General features: G+C 63.9%; 16 protein-coding genes. 3 read left to right on the top strand and 13 right to left on the bottom strand.

Translation table 11 applies throughout. From position 1 onward, the window contains the following. Positions 1 to 4 precede the first annotated feature (4 nt). The gene (locus BMY91_RS15930; RefSeq protein ID WP_090823633.1) at positions 5 to 1,732 is read right to left on the bottom strand and encodes a urocanate hydratase; all 1,728 of its coding nucleotides are present in this window, start codon (positions 1,730 to 1,732) and stop codon (positions 5 to 7) included. Between the two features lie 229 nt (positions 1,733 to 1,961). Between BMY91_RS15930 and BMY91_RS15935 the strand changes: the two genes are divergently transcribed. Further along, positions 1,962 to 2,399, top strand: a complete 438-nt coding sequence (locus BMY91_RS15935; RefSeq protein WP_090823635.1) for an SRPBCC family protein — start codon at positions 1,962 to 1,964, stop codon at positions 2,397 to 2,399. A gap of 13 nt (positions 2,400 to 2,412) precedes the next feature. On the opposite strand, the gene BMY91_RS15940 is transcribed toward BMY91_RS15935, so the two are convergent. Beyond that, positions 2,413 to 3,219, bottom strand: coding sequence for an IclR family transcriptional regulator (locus BMY91_RS15940; RefSeq protein ID WP_090823637.1), 807 nt, complete (start codon positions 3,217 to 3,219; stop codon positions 2,413 to 2,415). Positions 3,220 to 3,371: 152 nt separating this feature from the next. Further along, positions 3,372 to 5,447 carry an ALF repeat-containing protein gene (locus tag BMY91_RS15945; RefSeq protein ID WP_090823639.1) on the bottom strand — a complete coding sequence of 692 codons (2,076 nt, stop codon included), beginning with the start codon at positions 5,445 to 5,447 and terminating at the stop codon, positions 3,372 to 3,374. A 257-nt stretch (positions 5,448 to 5,704) separates the two neighbouring features. On the opposite strand from BMY91_RS15945, the gene BMY91_RS15950 reads away from it, so the two are divergent. After that, positions 5,705 to 7,165, top strand: a complete 1,461-nt coding sequence (locus BMY91_RS15950) for an amino acid permease (RefSeq protein ID WP_090823641.1) — start codon at positions 5,705 to 5,707, stop codon at positions 7,163 to 7,165. Here the strand turns inward: BMY91_RS15950 and BMY91_RS15955 are convergent. The 4 genes from BMY91_RS15955 to BMY91_RS15970 form a co-directional block, all read right to left on the bottom strand. Next, the gene (locus tag BMY91_RS15955; protein WP_177179940.1) at positions 7,162 to 8,487 is read right to left on the bottom strand and encodes an HNH endonuclease; all 1,326 of its coding nucleotides are present in this window, start codon (positions 8,485 to 8,487) and stop codon (positions 7,162 to 7,164) included. The two genes, BMY91_RS15950 and BMY91_RS15955, sit on opposite strands and share 4 nt — an antisense overlap. A gap of 245 nt (positions 8,488 to 8,732) precedes the next feature. Beyond that, a complete protein-coding gene (locus tag BMY91_RS15960; RefSeq protein ID WP_143054079.1) occupies positions 8,733 to 9,281 on the bottom strand; it encodes a hypothetical protein in 549 nt (182 codons plus the stop codon). Between the two features lie 84 nt (positions 9,282 to 9,365). After that, the gene (locus BMY91_RS15965; protein ID WP_090823648.1) at positions 9,366 to 10,115 is read right to left on the bottom strand and encodes a 3-hydroxybutyrate dehydrogenase; all 750 of its coding nucleotides are present in this window, start codon (positions 10,113 to 10,115) and stop codon (positions 9,366 to 9,368) included. 4 nt (positions 10,116 to 10,119) lie between these two features. Then, complete coding sequence (locus BMY91_RS15970; protein ID WP_090824066.1) at positions 10,120 to 11,508, bottom strand: MFS transporter; 1,389 nt, start codon at positions 11,506 to 11,508, stop codon at positions 10,120 to 10,122. 137 nt (positions 11,509 to 11,645) lie between these two features. On the opposite strand from BMY91_RS15970, the gene BMY91_RS15975 reads away from it, so the two are divergent. After that, positions 11,646 to 12,542, top strand: a complete 897-nt coding sequence (locus BMY91_RS15975) for a LysR family transcriptional regulator (RefSeq protein WP_090823649.1) — start codon at positions 11,646 to 11,648, stop codon at positions 12,540 to 12,542. 14 nt (positions 12,543 to 12,556) lie between these two features. Here the strand turns inward: BMY91_RS15975 and BMY91_RS15980 are convergent, their stop codons facing one another. From BMY91_RS15980 to BMY91_RS16005, 6 genes are all read right to left on the bottom strand, one after another. Further along, positions 12,557 to 13,429 carry an ABC transporter ATP-binding protein gene (locus BMY91_RS15980; protein ID WP_090823651.1) on the bottom strand — a complete coding sequence of 291 codons (873 nt, stop codon included), beginning with the start codon at positions 13,427 to 13,429 and terminating at the stop codon, positions 12,557 to 12,559. After that, the gene (locus BMY91_RS15985; RefSeq protein WP_090823653.1) at positions 13,426 to 14,529 is read right to left on the bottom strand and encodes a FecCD family ABC transporter permease; all 1,104 of its coding nucleotides are present in this window, start codon (positions 14,527 to 14,529) and stop codon (positions 13,426 to 13,428) included. The genes BMY91_RS15980 and BMY91_RS15985 overlap by 4 nt, the downstream gene beginning before the upstream one ends. Next, positions 14,529 to 15,623: an iron chelate uptake ABC transporter family permease subunit gene (locus BMY91_RS15990; protein WP_090823655.1), complete on the bottom strand. Its 1,095-nt coding sequence runs from the start codon at positions 15,621 to 15,623 to the stop codon at positions 14,529 to 14,531. Before BMY91_RS15990 ends, BMY91_RS15985 begins: the two co-directional genes overlap by 1 nt. Next, the gene (locus tag BMY91_RS15995; RefSeq protein WP_090823657.1) at positions 15,624 to 16,505 is read right to left on the bottom strand and encodes a siderophore-interacting protein; all 882 of its coding nucleotides are present in this window, start codon (positions 16,503 to 16,505) and stop codon (positions 15,624 to 15,626) included. Further along, on the bottom strand, positions 16,502 to 17,434 hold the full coding sequence (locus tag BMY91_RS16000; protein WP_090823659.1) for an ABC transporter substrate-binding protein: 933 nt from the start codon (positions 17,432 to 17,434) through the stop codon (positions 16,502 to 16,504). Before BMY91_RS16000 ends, BMY91_RS15995 begins: the two co-directional genes overlap by 4 nt. A gap of 146 nt (positions 17,435 to 17,580) precedes the next feature. Then, positions 17,581 to 18,447 (bottom strand): helix-turn-helix domain-containing protein, encoded by an 867-nt coding sequence (locus BMY91_RS16005; protein WP_256212780.1) that lies wholly within the window; start codon positions 18,445 to 18,447, stop codon positions 17,581 to 17,583. Positions 18,448 to 18,565: the final 118 nt, after the last annotated feature.

An 18,565-nucleotide genomic window follows, 5' to 3' on the forward strand; every position in this document is an offset into this window, starting at 1 on the left:
GTTCTTACTTTTCGTTCATGGGGATGCGGACGCCGCGTTCGTTGGCGACTTCGACGGCGCGGTCGTAGCCGGCGTCGACGTGGCGGATCACGCCCATGCCGGGATCGTTGGTCAACAGCCGTTCGAGCTTTTCCGCGGCGAGGTCGGTGCCGTCAGCGACGGAGACCTGCCCGGCGTGCAGGGACCGGCCAATACCCACACCGCCGCCGTGATGGATGGACACCCAGGTAGCACCCGAGGAGGTGTTGATCAGGGCGTTCAGCAACGGCCAGTCAGCAATCGCATCCGAACCATCCGCCATGGCCTCGGTCTCCCGGTACGGGGACGCGACCGAACCCGAATCCAGGTGGTCACGACCGATCACGATCGGGGCCTTGACCTTGCCCTCCTTCACGAGCTGGTTGAACAACAACCCAGCCTTGGCCCGTTCGCCGTACCCGAGCCAGCAAATACGCGCCGGCAAGCCCTCGAACTCCACCCGCTCCGCCGCGGCGTCGAGCCACTTGTGCAGGTGCTTGTTCTCCGGGAACAACTCCTTGATCGCTGCATCGGTCACGGCGATGTCTTCCGGATCCCCGGACAGGGCCACCCAACGGAACGGGCCCAGACCCTCACAGAACAGCGGACGGATATAGGCCGGAACGAAACCGGGGAACTCAAACGCCCGGGTGTACCCGCCCTTGCGGGCCTCGTCACGGATCGAGTTGCCGTAATCGAACACCTCAGCCCCGGCGTCCTGGAACTCCACCATCGCCTGAACGTGGCGGGCCATCGAGGCCTGGGCCTTCTTGGTGAACCCTTCCGGATCCGCCTCAGCCTCGGTATGCCACTCCGCCACCGTGATGCCTTCGGGCAGGTAGGACAGGGGATCATGCGCGGACGTCTGATCGGTGACCACATCAAAAGTGATCTCCCCAGCCTTGTGGCGGCGGAGCAGCTCCGGGAACACTTCGGCGGCGTTGCCCACATACCCCACGGACCAGCCCCGACGCTCATCCTTGGCCTTCTGGACCTTCGCGATCGCGGTATCCAGGTCCGTTTCGACCTCGTCCAGGTACCGCTTCCCCGCCCGGCGGCGCAGACGGGTCTCGTCCACGTCCACAATCAAGCACGCACCATCATTCAGGGTCACCGCCAGCGGCTGGGCCCCGCCCATGCCACCACACCCACCCGTCAACGTCAGCGTCCCCGCCAACGGGCCCTCGGCGGAACCCTCGGCAGCCGGTGCCGGGTGACGGCCCTCCGCAGCGAGTTTGTTCCCCACCGCGGCAAAGGTCTCGTACGTGCCCTGCAGGATGCCCTGGGTGCCGATGTAGATCCAGGACCCGGCCGTCATCTGGCCGTACATCATCAAACCCTCAGCCTCGAGCCGGCGGAACTCAGGCCACGTTGCCCAGTCCCCCACCAGATTCGAGTTGGCCAGCAGCACCCGGGGAGCCCACTCGTGAGTGCGGAACACACCCACCGGCTTGCCCGACTGAACCAAGAGCGTTTCGTCCTTCTCCATGGTTTCCAGAGTCCGGGTAATCGCATCAAAAGCAGCCCAGGAACGCACAGCACGGCCCGTGCCACCGTAAACCACCAGATCATCCGGACGCTCAGCGACCTCGGGATCCAGGTTGTTCATCAGCATGCGCAACGGCGCTTCGGTCTGCCACGACTTGGCAGTGAGTTCGGTACCCCGGGCGGCCTTGACCGGACGGGCACCAGTAGTGAAATCGGCGGGTGCCATGGTGACTCCTTCGTCTATGGGAAGTGTGTGGTGGAAAGATCTTCTGCTTCTACTAAAGCCCCTTTGCCGAGCGGCCGGAACGGCTTTTGGAAGGGTGCTGTCCGGGATTACAGACGCATGTCAGCCCGTCAGTGTCACCCGCCGGCCGCTGTGTTGTGGCAGCGCCGGCCGTTGTTTTCAAGCAGCGCCACCCCTCGCATTCAGGGGCCGATGAGCGCATGCTGGACCCATGGCAACGTACCGAGTCTCCACGCTCGTGGCGGCGCCGCCAGAGCGCGTCTTCGCAGTGTGGACGGACCTGGACCGGTTCCCGGAGTGGATCGGAGGGGTCACCCATGTGACCGACAGGGTGGGCTCCATGGACCAGGCCGGCAGTAGCTACACCGTGTGGTTCGGACGCATGGCAAGCCCTACCCGGATCCTTGAGGTGGAGAGGCCCCGGCACATCCGTACCCCGTTCGGCAACGCAATCCTGAAGGGCGAGTCAGACGTGACCTTTGTGCCCGAGGGCGATGCCACACGCATCCAGCAGGAGTTCGTGACCCGGGGATTCATTTCAGCGATCTTCGGGCGACTGTTCTCTCTCGGGTCCTACCGGGGCAGCTTCCAAGGGGAGCTCGAGACTTTCCGCAAACTGGTCGAGCACGAAACGCCAGGACCTGCCTAGCCTCCCGGAGGGATTAGCCTGCCGGCCGGCCGTGGATCCGCACCGATAGTTCGTCGGCCGCTTTCCGGATGCGCGCAGCGAGGACCGGCCATTGCTCAGTCGGCACTTTGTCCTCGAGGAACGTCACGGCGACTGCCGCCGTCGGCCACCCAACATGGTCCGTCACAGCGGCGGCGATTGAGCCGAATCCCGGCGTGATTTCGCCGTTTTCCGTGGCGTACCCACGCTGCCGCACTTGATCCAGGTGGGAGGACAAAGCGGAGTACTTCATGATGGGGAACTCCACCTCATGCCGGGACGTGAAGGCTGCGGCATTGGGATAGAGGGCACGGACCTGCGACTTTGGCAGGGCCGCCAGGATCGCGCGGCCGGAGGCAGTGAGGTGGCTGGGAAGGCGGACACCGACGTCGGTGACCAGGCTGGGGCGGTTCTTGGCACGTTCCTCCACGATGTAGAGCACGTCGCGGCCGTGAAGCACAGCGAGGTGCGCACTCTCACCGATCACGTCAACCAGGGACGCAAGCATCGGCCGGCCCAGACGCGAAAGTGGTTCCTGGCGGGAGTAGGCCGAACTGAGCTCAAAGGCGCTGATACCCAGCCCGTAGCGCTGTTCCTCATGCAGGTGCAGGACAAAGCCGTTGGCCTCCATCACCCCGAGCAAGTGATACACGCTGGAGCGCGGCAGGCCCAGCGCCGTGGCAATATTCGACGCCGCCATGGGACCCCGGCGCGAAGCCAGCAGCTTCAGGATGCGCAGCGTGTTTTCGGCGGCAGGGACCTTGGACGTGGCCTTGCCTTGTGCCAATGGCGTGGTTGTCATGGTTCCTCACTGCTCGCACCTCAAGGGAACCCCGAACCGGACCAGTCCGGTATCCCGTACTCAAGCGTGCACCGAACAGCCGGCTTGCGCCAGTCACCTGGCATTCATGGGTGTCCGGGATATCAGACATCCGAATCCAGTGCGGTGAAAGCCTAGCCCTTCGCCGGTGAACCCTTGCAGCGCAGCAGGAACGTGATGGCACCGGCAGCGGCCAGGACCAGCCCTGCGATCAGGGCAATGGTCCAACCGCTCAGCCCGGCAGAGGAGACAGCCAAGGGTGCGGCGGCTTCCTGGGACCCGGAGTCAACCGAAGGCGAATCCCCGTTGGCCGTGGCCGGCGGGACCGAGATGCTGGGCACCGCTACCGGCTCTGCAGCGGCGTCCTGCGTCGGCGCGGCTTCAGGAAGTCCGACGGCGGGAGCATTGTCCCGCGGCCACGGAACAACTATCGGAGCTACTCCCGTACCCGAGTGCTGCGAGACATCAACCTGGCTGGCTGCGGCCTGGCCCCCTGCAGCGGCCGTGGCAGCCTGGCGGGCCTCTTCCGCTTGGCGGGCGGCTTCAGCTTGGCGGGCGGCTTCGGCCTGGCGGGCCTGCTCCGCGGCGCGTGCCGCCTCCGCAGCTGCAGCAGCTTCAGCCGCCTGCGCAGCGTCAAGCTTGGCCTTGTCCGCCAGCCCCGTGAGTTCGGCGAGCATGGCGTCGATGGAAGCGACGTGGGCTGCTGTGGCGTTGTCCCGGTCGAGGGCGGCGAACTGGCCCGCTGTGGCAAATGCCTGCGCATCAGCCCGGCTGCCCTCCAAGGCCACATTGGCGGCTACCCGCAGTTCCAGGGCTGCGTCGTCCAGCCTCTGGTAGGCGAGGATGCGATTGTCGAGGTCCTGGGCACTTGCGAATCCGTACTCCAGGAAGGTGCGGACATCTGCGTGACTGGCGGATTTGGCAGCGTTGGAGGCGGCCTGGCGCACATGCGCTCCGCCCGTGGCGTGGATCTGGGCTACACGGATTCTGTCGTCAAGGATGGCGGGGCCGTCCAGCTCGAAGGCAGCATCGTGTCCGACGGCGACGAAGTCCTTGATCGCGGCGTCGCCACCCAGCAGCGCAGCCTCCGCGGCTTTCCGGACCTCAGGAGTACCCACCAATGCGAGATCCAGGGTGGCTTGACGGGCTTCCTTGATCAGAAGGTCAGGGTCGGCTCCGGGCGCCGTCAGGCTGGCGAGAAGACCCGGCACCTCCTTGGCTGCTTTTCCAAAAGCCTCCTGGAATGGCTTCTTGGCCGCCATACTGGCACCGTCGATGACAGCGCGCGGAACCGCCTGCGAACTCTGGAACTTCCAGTCGGCCATCAATCGCGCGGTGTCAGCTGCCCTCGCAGCTGATGCCGTGCTTTTGGCCTTCCCGACGGCGGCCATCGCGCGATCAGCAACCGCTGCTGTTCCGTTGGGATTAGCTGCGATATCGGCTTTGACCTGTTGGAGCAGCCCTGTCACTGTTGCGGTCTCATTGTGGTGGTCTGCTGCGACGAACTGCCCGTAGCGCAGGAAGTCAGCAACGATTTCAGCGTCGTCGGTTGCCAGCGATGCCTTGACAGCAGAAGAAACAGCAGGGATCCCGGAGGCGATGAGTCCATACGCCGCTTGCCGGTCCTGCCCCTCGGCGGCCTGCCGCCAGCCCTCAAGAACGAACTGCTCCACAGCTTCATTGCCGTTGTCGAGGCTCTCGGAAGCGGCGCGTTCTACATGAATGTTGCCGTATTCCTGGAAGAAAGTCGCAGCAACTTTGAGGTCGCCTTCCCACGTCTTGGCCCACCCTGTGGCAAGGAATGCATCGATGCTTGCCGGATCATTCGCTGCCAGGATGTTTTTCGCAGATGACCGTACGTGCGCGCTCCCCTGCTCCGTCAGCCGGGTGACCAGTTGCTTGCGGTCCGCTGCCAGCGGGACGTCTTGTCCGCCGTCGATAAATGCCTGCAGCACCTCCGGTCCACCCACCAACGCGGTTGCGGCAGCGGCACGGGTTGCCGGACCACCGGCCCTCCACAGCCCTAGAACACCTGCGGCATCGGCAGCCCGTTCCACGAATGGCACAGGAGCCTGCGAGGCGTTCGGGACCTCAAAATCGGGAATGTCGTAGGCCTGCGCAGGAGTGGCGAAGAGCAGAGAAGCCCCAGCAACAACGGCAACAAGAGCGGCAGCAACATGGCGCCGGGTAGCGCGGAATGCAGAGATCAAGGGTCCCCCAAGTCAGGATGCGGTGGCAGCGCCTATTTCACTGGGGGCGACGCCAAAGCGAGGGATGCCTGACCGGCTTGATGAGCTGTCCGCGGTCATCATATCCGAACGGAGACTATGACTTTTACCACCACCAGAACGGGCCTGAGCCCACTGTCTGCGATCAAAGACACCAATGCCCCGTGAGTCCGATCACAAGGGTCCTTAAAGTGATCTGCTGGATAGCGATCCCCTCCCAAAGACGAGAAGGTTTTACTATGCAACAAACCAAGCTGGCTACGGAGAGCTCTGTGCTCCAAGCCGCGGGTACGGCGCTCAGCCGAGGCCTCAACGTCCGCCACATCCGTTTCATGGCACTCGGATCTGCGATCGGCACTGGCCTTTTCTACGGCTCCGCATCCGCCATCCAGAAAGCCGGCCCCGCTGTCCTGCTGGCCTACATCATCGGCGGCGCAGCCGTATTCATGGTGATGCGTGCACTCGGTGAAATGGCTGTCCGACACCCGGTCTCGGGCTCCTTCGGCCAGTACGCAAGCAAATATTTGGGACCGTTCGCAGGCTTTGTGACGGGGTGGACCTACGTATTCGAAATGGCGATTGTGGCCATCGCGGACGTCACGGCCTTCAGTATCTATATGGGCTTCTGGTTCCCGCAGGTGGACAGATGGATCTGGGTGCTGGCGATCATCCTGTTCCTGGGTGCCATGAACCTGCTCAGTGTGAAGGTGTTCGGTGAGCTGGAGTTCTGGTTCTCGCTCATCAAGGTGGTGGCGATTATTGCCATGATCGTGGGCGGCGCGGCGATCGTGGTGTTTGGTTTCCAAACGGGCGACGGCGGTGGAGTGGCACCGGGACTGGGGAACCTTGTGAACCATGGCGGTTTGTTCCCGAACGGTTTCGAAGGGCTCCTGGCCGCGTTCGCCGTCGTGATGTTTGCTTTTGGCGGGATCGAAACCATCGGCATCACCGCGGGCGAAGCGGCCGATCCCAAGAAAGTCATCCCGCAGGCAGTCAACACTGTTCCGGTCCGCGTGCTGCTCTTCTATGTACTGACCCTGGGCGTGCTGATGAGCATCTTCCCGTGGAACGAGATTGGCAGCAGCGGCAGCCCGTTCGTCCAAATTTTCGATGGCTTGGGCATCCCCGCGGCTCCCCATATCCTCAACGCCGTGGTCATTACGGCCGCTCTCTCTGCGATCAACAGTGACATCTTCGGCGCTGGCCGCATCCTGTTCGGACTGGCCCAACAGGGACATGCGCCCAAGAGCTTCGGCAAGATTTCCCGTCATGGTGTTCCCTGGATGACCGTGGTGATGATGGGTTCCATCCTGCTGGTGGGCGTGGTTTTGAACGCCGTCATTCCGGAGGATGTCTTTGTGCTCATCGCCTCGATCGCTACGTTTGCCACCGTGTGGGTCTGGGTGATGATCCTGGCTTCGCACGTTGCGATGAAGCGGGAGATCAAGCGCAAGGGATTGCCGGCGTCGGAGTTCGGTTCGCCGCTCTGGCCCGCAGCATCGATCCTGACCATGGCGTTCATGGCCATGGTGATCGTGATCCTGGGCGTCTTCGAGGACACCCGCGTTGCTCTGTACGTGGGTGGAACCTGGCTGGTGTTGCTGTTCGTCGCCTACAAGCTGTGGGTCCGCGGCGGCGGCCTTCGCCGGGCCGAGCTGGTGGACGAGACTGTGCAGATCCCCGTAGTGAAGGCGCTCTAGTTGGTGAATTCACTCTGGATCCTGACGCCGGTGGATCTGTGCCCCGGCAACGGTGGTGCTTTGGATTCGTAACTATGCCCGGTGGGAGTGCTCACGCGAATTGTGTGCACGCCACCGGGCATGCTCTTGGCGGCCCAGCCTGGATTTTCCTTGGTGTGGTTGCAGGCTTCGCAAAGCCCGGCCCCATTGTGGAGGTGCGTGCTGCCTTCTGAATGCCAAGGAACCACGTGGTCTATGTGCCGGATGGGCGCGTCACAGTACGGGGTGCGGCATGTGTGATCCCGGATGTGGATGAAGCGCCGCAACCGTTGAGGGAAGAACCGGGCTTTTGAGTCCATGGTCAGGAGCTCGCCGCTGCCGGGAGCGGTGTAGAGGCGTCGGAGCAGTACTTTAAACTCGCTGCGATCCGCGGGATGCGCGTCCCGGGGACCCTCGACCAAGGGATGCGCGTCCCGGCGGGGCTGGTCTTCAGACCCGCCTTGTTCCTCAACCAAAAGCGCCCTGGCCCATTCCGAGGGTACGATTCCGTAGCCTTCCAGCCGGGCAGGCTCGGGGTCGCCCTGGAAAAGCGTGCGGTCTGTCATGACGAGGTTGAGGTTGATACCTGAAACACCTCCCGGCGTGCCGGTAACGCGCTCGGTCAGGGTGTCTGCCATGACTTGGCCACGGGTGCGCCCGTCTCCGCTGGACCGGACTGAATCAGCCGTCCGGGTCAACGCGGCATAGACGGCCACGCCTTGGGCGACCGGGAGCAGGGCGGTCAGGTAGGTCATGGTGTCCGGTGCCGGGCGCAGACTGACAGTCCGTTCCGTGGCGGCATGGCTGGCTCGCTGCGCCACTGACCGCGGGTCGCGACGATACGCGGCGGCTTTAGCGGCTGCGATGATGGCTTTGTCTCCGGCCCCATCGAAGGTCCCGGCGTCAGGGGCGAGCTCTTCGTCGACAGCGGCGCGGTCCTCAACGGACAAGCAGGCTGTTTCCTTCACGAGCAGTGTGGCCCGCCACTCATTCAACTGGCCCGACTCCAACGCTGCCATGGTCCGCGGCATCTCCGTGACCAGCGCTTTGGCAAACCCCAGGAGCCTGGATCCTCGGTTCGGTGACTCCCGCCGCGCCAACGCCACCTGCGCAGCAACCCCTGCACCACGCTCTGCCGCAGGAACACCGGCGTCGGCCTGCTGGGATCGCTGCGCCAGGTCAAGAGCCACTGCGGCCCTGGCCTGCCGGGCGGAAACAGCGGACTTCAGATCCTCAAGTTCGCGTATTTCATCGATCAGCTCCGAACTGTCGGCGCTGATCGGAAGGGACGCTACTGCAAGCATGAGACCGCGAACGCCCAACCCCTTCACAGGCACTCCAGGAGCCCATCCCGGAGTCTCTTCCCAAGCCCCTCCCGAAGCCACTATTGAGGAGGCCGGGACGGGGGCATGATCCATGGGCGGTGAAGCCACTGTGGCCTGCTCTGATCCCTGGAATCCGTCCATGGAGCCACTCTTCCAGCGACTCGGACCGAACATCAGAGGCAAAGTTGCCTATGTGGAAAACCCCCAAACATAGGCATCATCTGTCACCTCGCCGGTTCGAAGGTGGACAGCATTTCTTCTACTTGCTCCATGGCCTCGGGGAAGCCGGCCACGTCCATGACGCCCAGTGTTGTTTCCAACTGAATCGAGCGGGCACCCCGGCCCAGAAAGCGGGCATTGTTCGGGTGCGGGTCCCACAAATTGGGTTCGGCCCTCCCACTGACCAGGAAAGTGAAGAGTCTTTCCTGGGACGGCCTGATGGCATCGGTCCGTACGAAATCCACTGCTGGAGTTCTCAACGACACCAGCCCCCGCTCCCAGCCCACCCTACGGCTGCCCTCCTTTGGCTCATGCCAGCGGATCCAACATTCCAAACGCCCGCGTCGCAGCAAACGCTTGAAACGCAGCCGAGCAAAGACTGCGTCTAAAAGCAGGGCCATGTATGAACCGAAGACCCCAACAACAGCAAAGAGGACCACCCAGCGCAGCGGCGTTCCGGTGATCACGAGCGTCGCCGTGAATGCTGCCACCGTGGCAAGGTTGATCACCATTGCCGTGGCACGCCGATCCCGCAAAGACCTCACTTTAGCCATGCCACACTCTAAGCTGCCGAGCCCTTCACCCCGCGGAGGGTCGGCGCTGTCACCCCGCGACGGCCGGAACCAGCCCGCCGCGCCTTACCTGGCCGACCAGCCACCGTCCATGGTGTAGCTCGCACCGGTGACCATACCGGCGTCGTCGGAGGCCATCCAGACGGCCAACGACGCGACTTCCTCCACCTCCACAAGTCGCTTGACCGCGGACTCCGTGAGCATCACTTTGGCCAGGACCTCGGCTTCGGGGATGCCGTGAAGCCGGGCCTGATCTGCGATCTGCTTCTCCACCAACGGCGTGCGGACGTATCCGGGGTTGATGCAATTGGACGTGACCCCGCGTTCGCCGCCCTCCAAGGCAGTGACCTTGCTGAGCCCCTCCAGGCCGTGCTTGGCGGACACGTACGCGCTCTTGTAGGCGGAGGCCCGGAGCCCATGGACCGAGGAGATGTTGATGATCCGGCCGAACCCGTTGGCGTACATATGCGGGAGTGCGGCCCTGATGAGAAGGAACGGGGCCTCCAGCATCAGGGCCAGGATCCGCCGGAACTCCGCGGGCTCGAACTCCTCGATGGGGGCAACTTTCTGGATGCCGGCGTTGTTGACCAGGATGTCGCAGTCCAGGCTGAGCGCGGCCAGCGCGTCCACGTCCAGCAGATCCACCGTCCAGGCCGTGCCGCCCAACTCGTCGGCGAGGGCTGCAGCTCCGGAGGCATCGACGTCGGCCACTACTACTTTCGCCCCGCGGGCGGCGAGCGCCCGGGCGCAGGCGGCCCCGATTCCGCTCGCGCCGCCGGTCACCAGTGCTTTGCGCCCGTTCAAGGAGTTGTCCATGGAACTAGCCTTTCGAAGTGGAAGGAGTGGTCAGTCCGTGGCGCTCGGCGTCCGCCTGGTCCACGGCCTCCAGCGCGATGCCCTTGGTTTCCTTCAGCGAAACGACGGCGACGACGGTGATGGCGCAGGCGACCACCAGGTAGATCGCGGTGGGAACCCAGGATCCGGTGTCCTTGAGCCACTGGGTGGCCAGCAGCGGTGCGAGTGAGCCGGCGAAGATGGATGTGACCTGCGAGCCGAGCGAGACACCCGAGTAGCGCATGCGGGTGGGGAAGAGCTCGGACATGATGGCCGGCTGCCCGGCGTACATGAACGCGTGGAGGCAGAGGCCGATGGTCACGGCGAGCACGATGATCACGGCGTTCTTGGTGTCGAACATGGGGAAGGCGAAGAACGGCCAGGTTGCGCCGGTGATGGCGCTCACCAAGTACACGGGCTTGCGTCCCCACGAGTCCACCAGGCGTCCCACCTGCGGGATGACCAGGAAGTGGATGACGTGGGCGATCAGGAGTGCCAGCAGGAGCGAGGACGTGTCGTACTTATGGACGCTCTTGAGGTAAACGATCGCGAAGCTCACCACGAGGTAGTACATGATGTTCTCCGCGAAGCGCAGACCCATCGCCTGCAGGATGCCCTTGGGGTACTTGCGGATGACCTCGCCAACTCCGTAGCTGATGGCTTTGGACTCCTCCACCTGTGCCTTGGCTTCGAGGAAGATCGGCGCCTCGGTGACGTGGGTGCGAATGTAGTAGCCGACGAACACGATCACTGCGGAGAGCCAGAACGCGACGCGCCAGCCCCAGCCGAGGAACGCTTCGCTGCTGAGGGTGGTGGACATGACGAACAGGACCAGCGTGGCCAGGAGGTTACCCACCGGAACTGCGGCCTGCGGCCAGGATGACCAGAACCCGCGCGACTTGTTGGGGCTGTGTTCTGCCACGAGGAGGACGGCACCGCCCCATTCGCCGCCGAGCGCGAAGCCCTGGATGAAGCGGAGCGCCACCAGCATGGCGGGTGCCCAGTAGCCGATGTCCATGAAGCCGGGGAGGCAGCCCATCAGGAAGGTGGAGACGCCCACGATCACGATGGTCAGCTGCAGTGTGGGCTTGCGGCCCAGCTTGTCGCCGATCTGGCCGAAGACGATTCCGCCCAGCGGCCGGGCAACGAAACCTACAGCGTAGGTGATGAAGGCCTGGATGATACCGTCCAGTTCGTTGCCGGTGCTGGGGAAGAAGTACTTGCCGAATACCAGTGTGGCGGCGGTGGCGTAGAGGAAGAACTCGTACCATTCCACCACGGTGCCCACCATCGAGGCCGCGACGATCTTCTTCAGGCCGGAGCCTTTTCCAGCATCTTTCCCGGCTCTTGATGCGGAGCGCTGTTCTACGCTCATATCCATCTCCTCAGTGTCCTCTTTGACCCTTGTGAACGTGATGTGATCCACAACACGAAATGCTCCACTGAGTATTGCCGCAGATTTGCTGCGTCTCAATGACCAAAGTGGCACTGAGTATGTGCAAAATTGCAGATATGAAACCGAACCCGGACGACCTCCTCATCTTGCTCGCCGTGTCACGTTCAGGAAAATTTACGACGGCGGCACAAGCCTTGGGACTGAACCACACCACCGTTTCGCGCAGGATAGCGGCGCTTGAGAAGGCCATGGGTGGCCGGGTCCTCGCGCGTGCGGCCGGTGGTTGGGAAGTGACGGAGTTGGGCGCCGACGCCGTGCAGGTCGCAGAGCGGATCGAGGCTGCAGTGGGTGCGCTGGGGCCGAGCGACCGCGCACCAGACCCGATTACCGGCGTCGTACGCATGACCGCAACTGATGGGTTCAGCGCCTATATCGCGGCCCCGGCGGTAGCCCGCCTGCGAAGCGATCACCCCGGCCTCAGCGTCGAGATCGTCACGGTGACGCGACGTGCCCTGCAACAGCGATCGGGCCTGGACATTGAGGTGGTGGTGGGGACGCCACAGGTGCACCGCGCAGAGGCCATCAGGCTTGGTGAGTACAGGCTGGGAATGTACGCGTCCCGCGCCTATCTGAAGGACCACGGCACGCCCGCCAGCGTCGAGGAACTCACGCAACACCAACTGGTCTACTTTGTGGATTCGATGCTGCAGGTGGACGACCTGGACGCGCCCCGCAGGCTGGTCCCCACTATGCGCGACGGCCTCAGTTCAACCAACGTTTTCGTCCATGTCGAAGCCACCCGGGCCGGGGCCGGCATCGGATTCCTGCCCTGTTTCATGGCTGATCGGCACACGGATTTGGTGCGTCTCCTGCCAGCCGACTTCGCGGAACTCCTCCCCTACTGGATGGTCCTCCGGCCGGACTCCATGCGCCGCCCCGCGGTAGCCGCCGTCGTGCAGGGCCTGCGGGAGGAAACGGAGCGAAGGCGGGAAGAGTTGCTGGGCGCGGAGTAGCGCGCCGCGGGGGATCAGGACCCCAGCGGGATCACCAGCGGCGTGTGGCTCACGGGGTCGTCGATCACGATGCACGGCAGACCGAAGACGCGCTCCACCAGCTCCGCAGTCACCACATCGGTGGGTCGGCCCTCCGCAACTACTGCCCCGTCCTTCATGGCGATGAGATGCGTGGCGTAGCGGCAGGCGTGATTGAGATCGTGGAGCACGGCCACCAGGGTGTTGCCTTCGCGATTGAGCCGCCGGAACAGCTCCAAGAGCTCGATCTGGTGCGCGATATCCAGGAACGTGGTGGGCTCATCCAGGAGCAATAAAGGGGTTTGTTGGGCCAGGACCATGGCCACCCACACACGCTGCCTCTGCCCACCGGAGAGCTCGTCCACCAAACGGCCGGACAGCGATGTCACGTTGGTAGCTTGGAGTGCAGCAACGACGGCCGCCTCATCCGCTTCGGACCATTGACGCAGCAACTTCTGGTGCGGGTAGCGTCCCCGGGCCACGAGGTCCGCCACGGTGATCCCATCTGGCGCTATGGAGGTCTGCGGCAGGAGCCCCAACCGCCGCGCCACTTCCTTGGCCCCGTAGGAGGAGATGCTCTTGCCGTCCAAAAGCACGGACCCCGAGGTGGGCTCCAGCAGCCGGGACAGCGCCCGCAGGAGCGTCGACTTTCCGCAGGCGTTGGGTCCCACGATCACCGTGAACCCGCCATCGGGAATGCGCACATCAAGCGCCTCCGACACTGTGCGCCCGGCGTAGCCGAGGCTCACGCCTTCGGCGCTGAGCCGCGAACCACGTGCCGGCGCCGAGCCAGATCCCAGCGCCGAGCCAACAGAAACAGAAACATCCAACACATCAGTCACAGCAATCTCCTTCAATTCTTCACTCATTGCCGCTTCACCTCACGGGCCAGGAGCCACACGAGATAGCAGCCGCCGATGCTGACGGTCACTACGCCGACGGGCAGTTGGATGGGCGCGAAAAGGTTCTGCGCCACGATGTCGCTGGCCACCAAGAGGAACGCACCCATGGCAGCAGAGGGAACCATTCCCACGGACGCGGACTTGGTGAGGCGGCGGGCCAACTGCGGCGCGGCCAGGGAAACAAAAGCGATCGGGCCGGCAGCAGCGGTGACCATTGCCGTCAAAGCCACGCCCACCACTGCGAGGACCAGCCGCGAGCCTTCCAGCCGAACGCCCAAGGCCCGAGCGGCGTCGTCGCCCATTTCCAAAAGGCCCAATCGCCTGCCGTACAAGGACAGCACAGCCAGCAGCACGACGAATACGACCACCACCGGCAGCACCTGCTCCCAGCCGAGCTTGTTCAAGGATCCAGCACCCCAGACGGCAGCAGACATGGCCTGCTCCAAGGACGCCTTGAGGATCATGAAGGTGTTCACCGACGCCAGCATGGCGCTCACGGCGATGCCGGCGATGATGAGCCGGAACCCCTGGATGCCCTTTTTGTACGCGAACAGGTAAACCAGCGCGGCAGTGATCAGCCCGCCAGCCAGCGCGCCTGCCGACACCGCAAAGTAGCCGCCGCCCATCAGCAGGATGACCACCAGCGCGCCCGTGTAGGCACCCGTGTTGAAGCCGATCACGTCCGGACTTCCCAGCGCGTTGCGGGTCAGCGATTGGAAGATTGCCCCGCTGACCCCCATGGCCGCCCCCAACAACAGGGCCAGGAGGACGCGGGGCAATCTCCAGTCCACCACCACCATGTGCACGGCACCGCTGGACCGGCCCAGCAACGCCGAAACAACGTCCGGTACCGCAATGCTGAACTCGCCCAAGCCAAGGGCGACGACGGCGAGCGCCAGTGCGGCGGCAAACAGGACGGCGGTGACAACCAGGGTGCGGACGTCCACGCGGAGTGAGACGCGGCCGCCAAAGCGGCGGATGGCGACGGTGCGACGACCGAAGTCGATGGGCGGGGCCTGCTTGATGGTCGGGGCCTGCTTGATGGGCGGCACGGGATCGGTGCGCATCACAGGGTGCTCACTTTCCGGCGTCGGATGAGCCAGATGAGGACGGGTGCGCCAACGAAGGCGGTGATGATTCCTACCTGCATTTCGCCGGGACGGAGAACAAGGCGCCCCAGGATGTCGGACACCAGGAGCAGCACTGGCGAGAGCACCAGGGTGTAGGCCAGTATCCAGCGCTGGTCCGGACCGACGATCCATCGGGCTACGTGCGGGACCATGAGTCCCACGAATCCGATGGGGCCGGCGGCTGCCGTCGCGGCGCCGCAAAGAAGGGTCACTGACACGATGGTCCAAACCCGGGTGCGCACGATGTTGGCACCGAGGGACTTGGCGGTGTCGTCGCCCATGGCCACAGCGTTCAAGGGCCGGGCCATGGCGAGGGCGATGAGCGTTCCAATAAGAATGAAAGGTGCCACGGTGGTGAAGATCTCCCACGTTCGGTTGCTCAACGTTCCGGCGCTCCAGCTGCGCATGCTGTCGAAAACGGCAGGGCGAAGCAGCGTGATGCCGGACGAAATGCCGCCCAGCACAGCTCCGAGGGCAACCCCTGCAAGGGTGAGGCGGAGCGGGGTTGCCCCGCCCCTTCCCCGTGACCCGATGAAGTACACGGCCACGGTGGCCGCTACGGCACCGGCGAAGGAGAACCAGATGTACTCCTGGATGCTGGTGACTCCGAAGATCGCAACGCCGAGGACCACAAAGAACCCGGCACCCGCGTTGACGCCCAGGATGCCGGGGTCCGCCAACGGGTTCCGTGTCAGTGCCTGGATCAGTGCCCCGGACAGTCCCAGGGCAATGCCAACCACCACACCCGTGGCCGTTCGGGGCAGGCGGAGGTCGTGGATGATGACGTGTTCCGGCGAGCCGTCGTAGGCAGTGATGGCGGGCCAGAGAGCGGCCATGTCCACGTCCTTGGAGCCCACCACCAGGCTCAGCCACAGCACCAGCACCAATGCGCCAATTGCCGCCAGAAGACCCAGTAGCCGGTAGCGGTTCACCGCCACCAAGCCCGCCGGGCGTGCATCCGAAGTGGAAACCGGCACCGCGTCCTGCACCTCAGCTGCAACAGAACGCGGCGCCATGGTTCCGGACGCCATTTAGAGGCCCAGCAATTCGAACTTGGCGTCCTGAAGGTCCACGATTTCCTCGCGATCCCGCTTCTCGTTGGACCAGAGATCGTCGAACCAGCGCCGGGTTTCGGCGTCCAGGTTTTCCCAGCGCGCTTCCCAAGCCTCGCTCTTGTCCGTCCAGTAGCCGATCAGCTTGTAGGACTCGGGCGTGAGCTTCTTCTCATGCCGGAGGTACTTGCGGATCCCGCGCAGCACCTTGGTCTCGCCGGCTACCCAGATGTAGCCCACGCCGCCGGGCAACTCCATGGAGCGCAGAACCTCGTCCAGACGGGACTGGCTGTGGCCGTTCCCGCCGTAAATCCACGCCACTTCGGTTCCGGCGCCGAGGGTCAGTTCCTGCTGGTGCGATGGATCCTCAACCTCGATCAGGACGCGGGTCCGGACACCGGGCGGCGTCTGCTCCACCAACCGGGCCACGGCGGGCAGTCCGGTGGCGTCTGCCAGCAGGATCTGCCACTGCAGTTCTGCGGGTGGTTCATACAGTCCGGTCGGGGAGTTAAGCCCGACGACGTCACCCACCTGGGCGCGCTGCGCCCAGGAAGCTGCCAATCCGCCGTCGTGAACTACGAAGTCGATGTCCACGGTTCCTGCGGCGGAGTCCACAGCGCGGACCGTGTACGTCCGCATGGCGGACGGTTCGACGCCTTCGGACCAATCCCAGGAGTCCCCTGTGGAAATGGGGAGGCGTGCTTCATGCGTGCCCGGATCGGGCAGGAAGACGCGGAGGTATTCGTCGCCGACACCCGTAGTGTCGAAGCCAGCCAGGCCGGAGCCGCCGAAGGTTATCCGGACCATTCCCGGAGTCAGCAGGCGGGTGGAAATGACCTCAGCGCGGTAGATGCTCATCATGACAGGAGCGCCTTTTCGAACTTCTCCAGCAGTGCGTACTGGCCGCTGGGCGAGCCGTAGATCATTTCGAGGTCATAGGTGTGGATCTGCTTGTTGGCCACGAAGGGCAGCGAGGTCCACAGCTTGTTGTTGGCCAGCGGAGCGAAGGCATCCGGGTTGGCACCGTCCTTTTCGGGGACCTCGGTGGTGATGATGGCGTCGATGCCGTTGAGCTGTTCGAGCTGCTCGGCACTCAGCTTGGCGCCTTCGCCGTCGGCCAGCGGGGAGACTTTCAGGCCGAGGTCCTTGATGACCAGGCACGGCGTTCCGTAGCAGCTGACCGTCACCTGGTCCTCGTAGTAGTCCACGGGGCCGATCACCATGTTGCTCTTGCCGGCCTCGGCCAGACGCTTCTTCACGTCATCAACCTTGGCCTGGTACTTGTCCATCCAGGCCTGGTACTGCTCGGTCTTGCCGAAAGCCTCGGCTACGGTTTTGAACTTGGTGCGCCAGTCGCTGCCGTCGAAGCCGTTGAAGGTGTACGTCGGGGCGATGTCGGAGAGCTTGCCGTCAAGCTCCTTCTCATAGCCCAGGCCGTTCAGGATGACGTCGGGCTGTGCTTTGAGAATGGCCTCGAAGTTGAATTCCGGGTAGTTGGTGAACGGCGTGATGCCCTCCAACGCCTTCTGGTCGAAGAAGTACGGGAAGCCCTTGTAGCCGCTGTCACGAATGGGTTGCTGGCTGGCCAGCGGAATGCCGAGGGTGATGAGCATGTCCAGGTCCGTGGTGTACATGCCCAGGGCCTTCTTCGGCTCGGCCGGCATGACTACTTCTTTGACCTCGCTTTGGACCGTCCGGGTTTCGGATTTGGTGGTGGCGCTGGCATCGGTGGTGGCGCAACCACTCAGAAGCAGGGCTGCGGAAGCCAAGGCCGCAACGGCGGCAGACATGGTTTTAGAGCGTGAAATCACTGCGGTCCTCTTGATTCTCAGGGGAGACGGAGAGCTCCCGGTAGCGGCCGCAGGTTATCTCGGCAGGCCGCCGAAGTTAGGTATACCTACCCTAACAACGAGTCCGTGTAGAAAACCGCTCGATTCTATTCGGAACCGGCCAAAGACTGGTGGTTTCCGGCCTTAAGCGAGGACACGTACCAGCCTGGAGTGTGCCCCATCACCTTTCGGAACACTTGGACAAAGGCGCTGGGATTGTTATAGCCCACCCTCCGGCTGACCGTGGAAACCGGGTAACCGGCCGCCAGGAGCCCCAGGGCCACACGCACGCGGGCATGGATGCGCCACTGGGCAAAGGTCATCCCCGTTTCCTTATGGAACAGGCGGGACAAGTTCCGGACACTGATGGCCACTTCCACACTCCATTCCTCCAGCGAGCGGTCCAGGGCAGGGTCATCCAGGAGGGCTCGGGCAATGAGTTCCAGGCGAGGGTCCACGGGCATGGGCAGCAGCATGGGCCGCGCGTCCACCACCTCCAGCAGGCCCACCACCACCTGCTCCGAGCGCTTGCGGATGGAGTCGTCCATGTCGAACTTGCTCATGTGGCGCAGCAGTTCCTGCGCGGCGGTGGGCACGGTAACGGCCACCGTGCGGCTTTCCAACTGCGGCGCCACCCTGGCATTGATGTGCGAGCAGTAGAAGCCTGTCCCCTGGGTGGACTTCACAGCGTGCACCACGCCGGCCGGAATCCACAGCCCCAGTGTGGCCGGGACGGCAAAGAGCCCGCCGTCGGCCTCCACCGTCAGCACACCGCGGGCACCCCACAACAGCTCATGGGTATCGTGGACGTGGTCAGTCCAGGTGGCAGGAGTGGGGCACTCAAAGTATCCCGTGTAGACGCCGTAGACCTGCGACGACGTCCGGCCCTCAACCGGGGCATCCAACTGCTGTTCCACCTGGACGTCCAACTGGGGAGCTGCCTGTCCGGATTGCGATATAGCTTGGCGGGTCATCTGGCCTTCTCGAAGTTAGGTGAGCCTTACTATGGTAAGCATGCCCTCCAGTTCTGCCACTCCGTCCTGCCCGCCTGGGCGTAACAAGCAAGCACCCTGGACGGTTTCCCGTCTCTTC

Source organism: Arthrobacter sp. yr096, from assembly GCF_900108925.1.
Lineage (GTDB): Bacteria > Actinomycetota > Actinomycetes > Actinomycetales > Micrococcaceae > Arthrobacter.

Coding starts and splice junctions, on each gene's coding strand:
- BMY91_RS15985 (WP_090823653.1), bottom strand. CDS start 14,529: ATGCGCACCGATCCCGTGCCGCCCATCAAGCAGGCCCCGACCATCAAG.
- BMY91_RS15980 (WP_090823651.1), bottom strand. CDS start 13,429: ATGAGTGAAGAATTGAAGGAGATTGCTGTGACTGATGTGTTGGATGTT.
- BMY91_RS15995 (WP_090823657.1), bottom strand. CDS start 16,505: ATGATGAGCATCTACCGCGCTGAGGTCATTTCCACCCGCCTGCTGACT.
- BMY91_RS15935 (WP_090823635.1), top strand. CDS start 1,962: ATGGCAACGTACCGAGTCTCCACGCTCGTGGCGGCGCCGCCAGAGCGC.
- BMY91_RS15965 (WP_090823648.1), bottom strand. CDS start 10,115: ATGGACAACTCCTTGAACGGGCGCAAAGCACTGGTGACCGGCGGCGCG.
- BMY91_RS15955 (WP_177179940.1), bottom strand. CDS start 8,487: ATGCTTGCAGTAGCGTCCCTTCCGATCAGCGCCGACAGTTCGGAGCTG.
- BMY91_RS16000 (WP_090823659.1), bottom strand. CDS start 17,434: ATGTCTGCCGCCGTTGCGGCCTTGGCTTCCGCAGCCCTGCTTCTGAGT.
- BMY91_RS15975 (WP_090823649.1), top strand. CDS start 11,646: ATGAAACCGAACCCGGACGACCTCCTCATCTTGCTCGCCGTGTCACGT.
- BMY91_RS15990 (WP_090823655.1), bottom strand. CDS start 15,623: ATGGCGTCCGGAACCATGGCGCCGCGTTCTGTTGCAGCTGAGGTGCAG.
- BMY91_RS15930 (WP_090823633.1), bottom strand. CDS start 1,732: ATGGCACCCGCCGATTTCACTACTGGTGCCCGTCCGGTCAAGGCCGCC.
- BMY91_RS16005 (WP_256212780.1), bottom strand. CDS start 18,447: ATGACCCGCCAAGCTATATCGCAATCCGGACAGGCAGCTCCCCAGTTG.
- BMY91_RS15970 (WP_090824066.1), bottom strand. CDS start 11,508: ATGAGCGTAGAACAGCGCTCCGCATCAAGAGCCGGGAAAGATGCTGGA.
- BMY91_RS15960 (WP_143054079.1), bottom strand. CDS start 9,281: ATGGCTAAAGTGAGGTCTTTGCGGGATCGGCGTGCCACGGCAATGGTG.
- BMY91_RS15950 (WP_090823641.1), top strand. CDS start 5,705: ATGCAACAAACCAAGCTGGCTACGGAGAGCTCTGTGCTCCAAGCCGCG.
- BMY91_RS15940 (WP_090823637.1), bottom strand. CDS start 3,219: ATGACAACCACGCCATTGGCACAAGGCAAGGCCACGTCCAAGGTCCCT.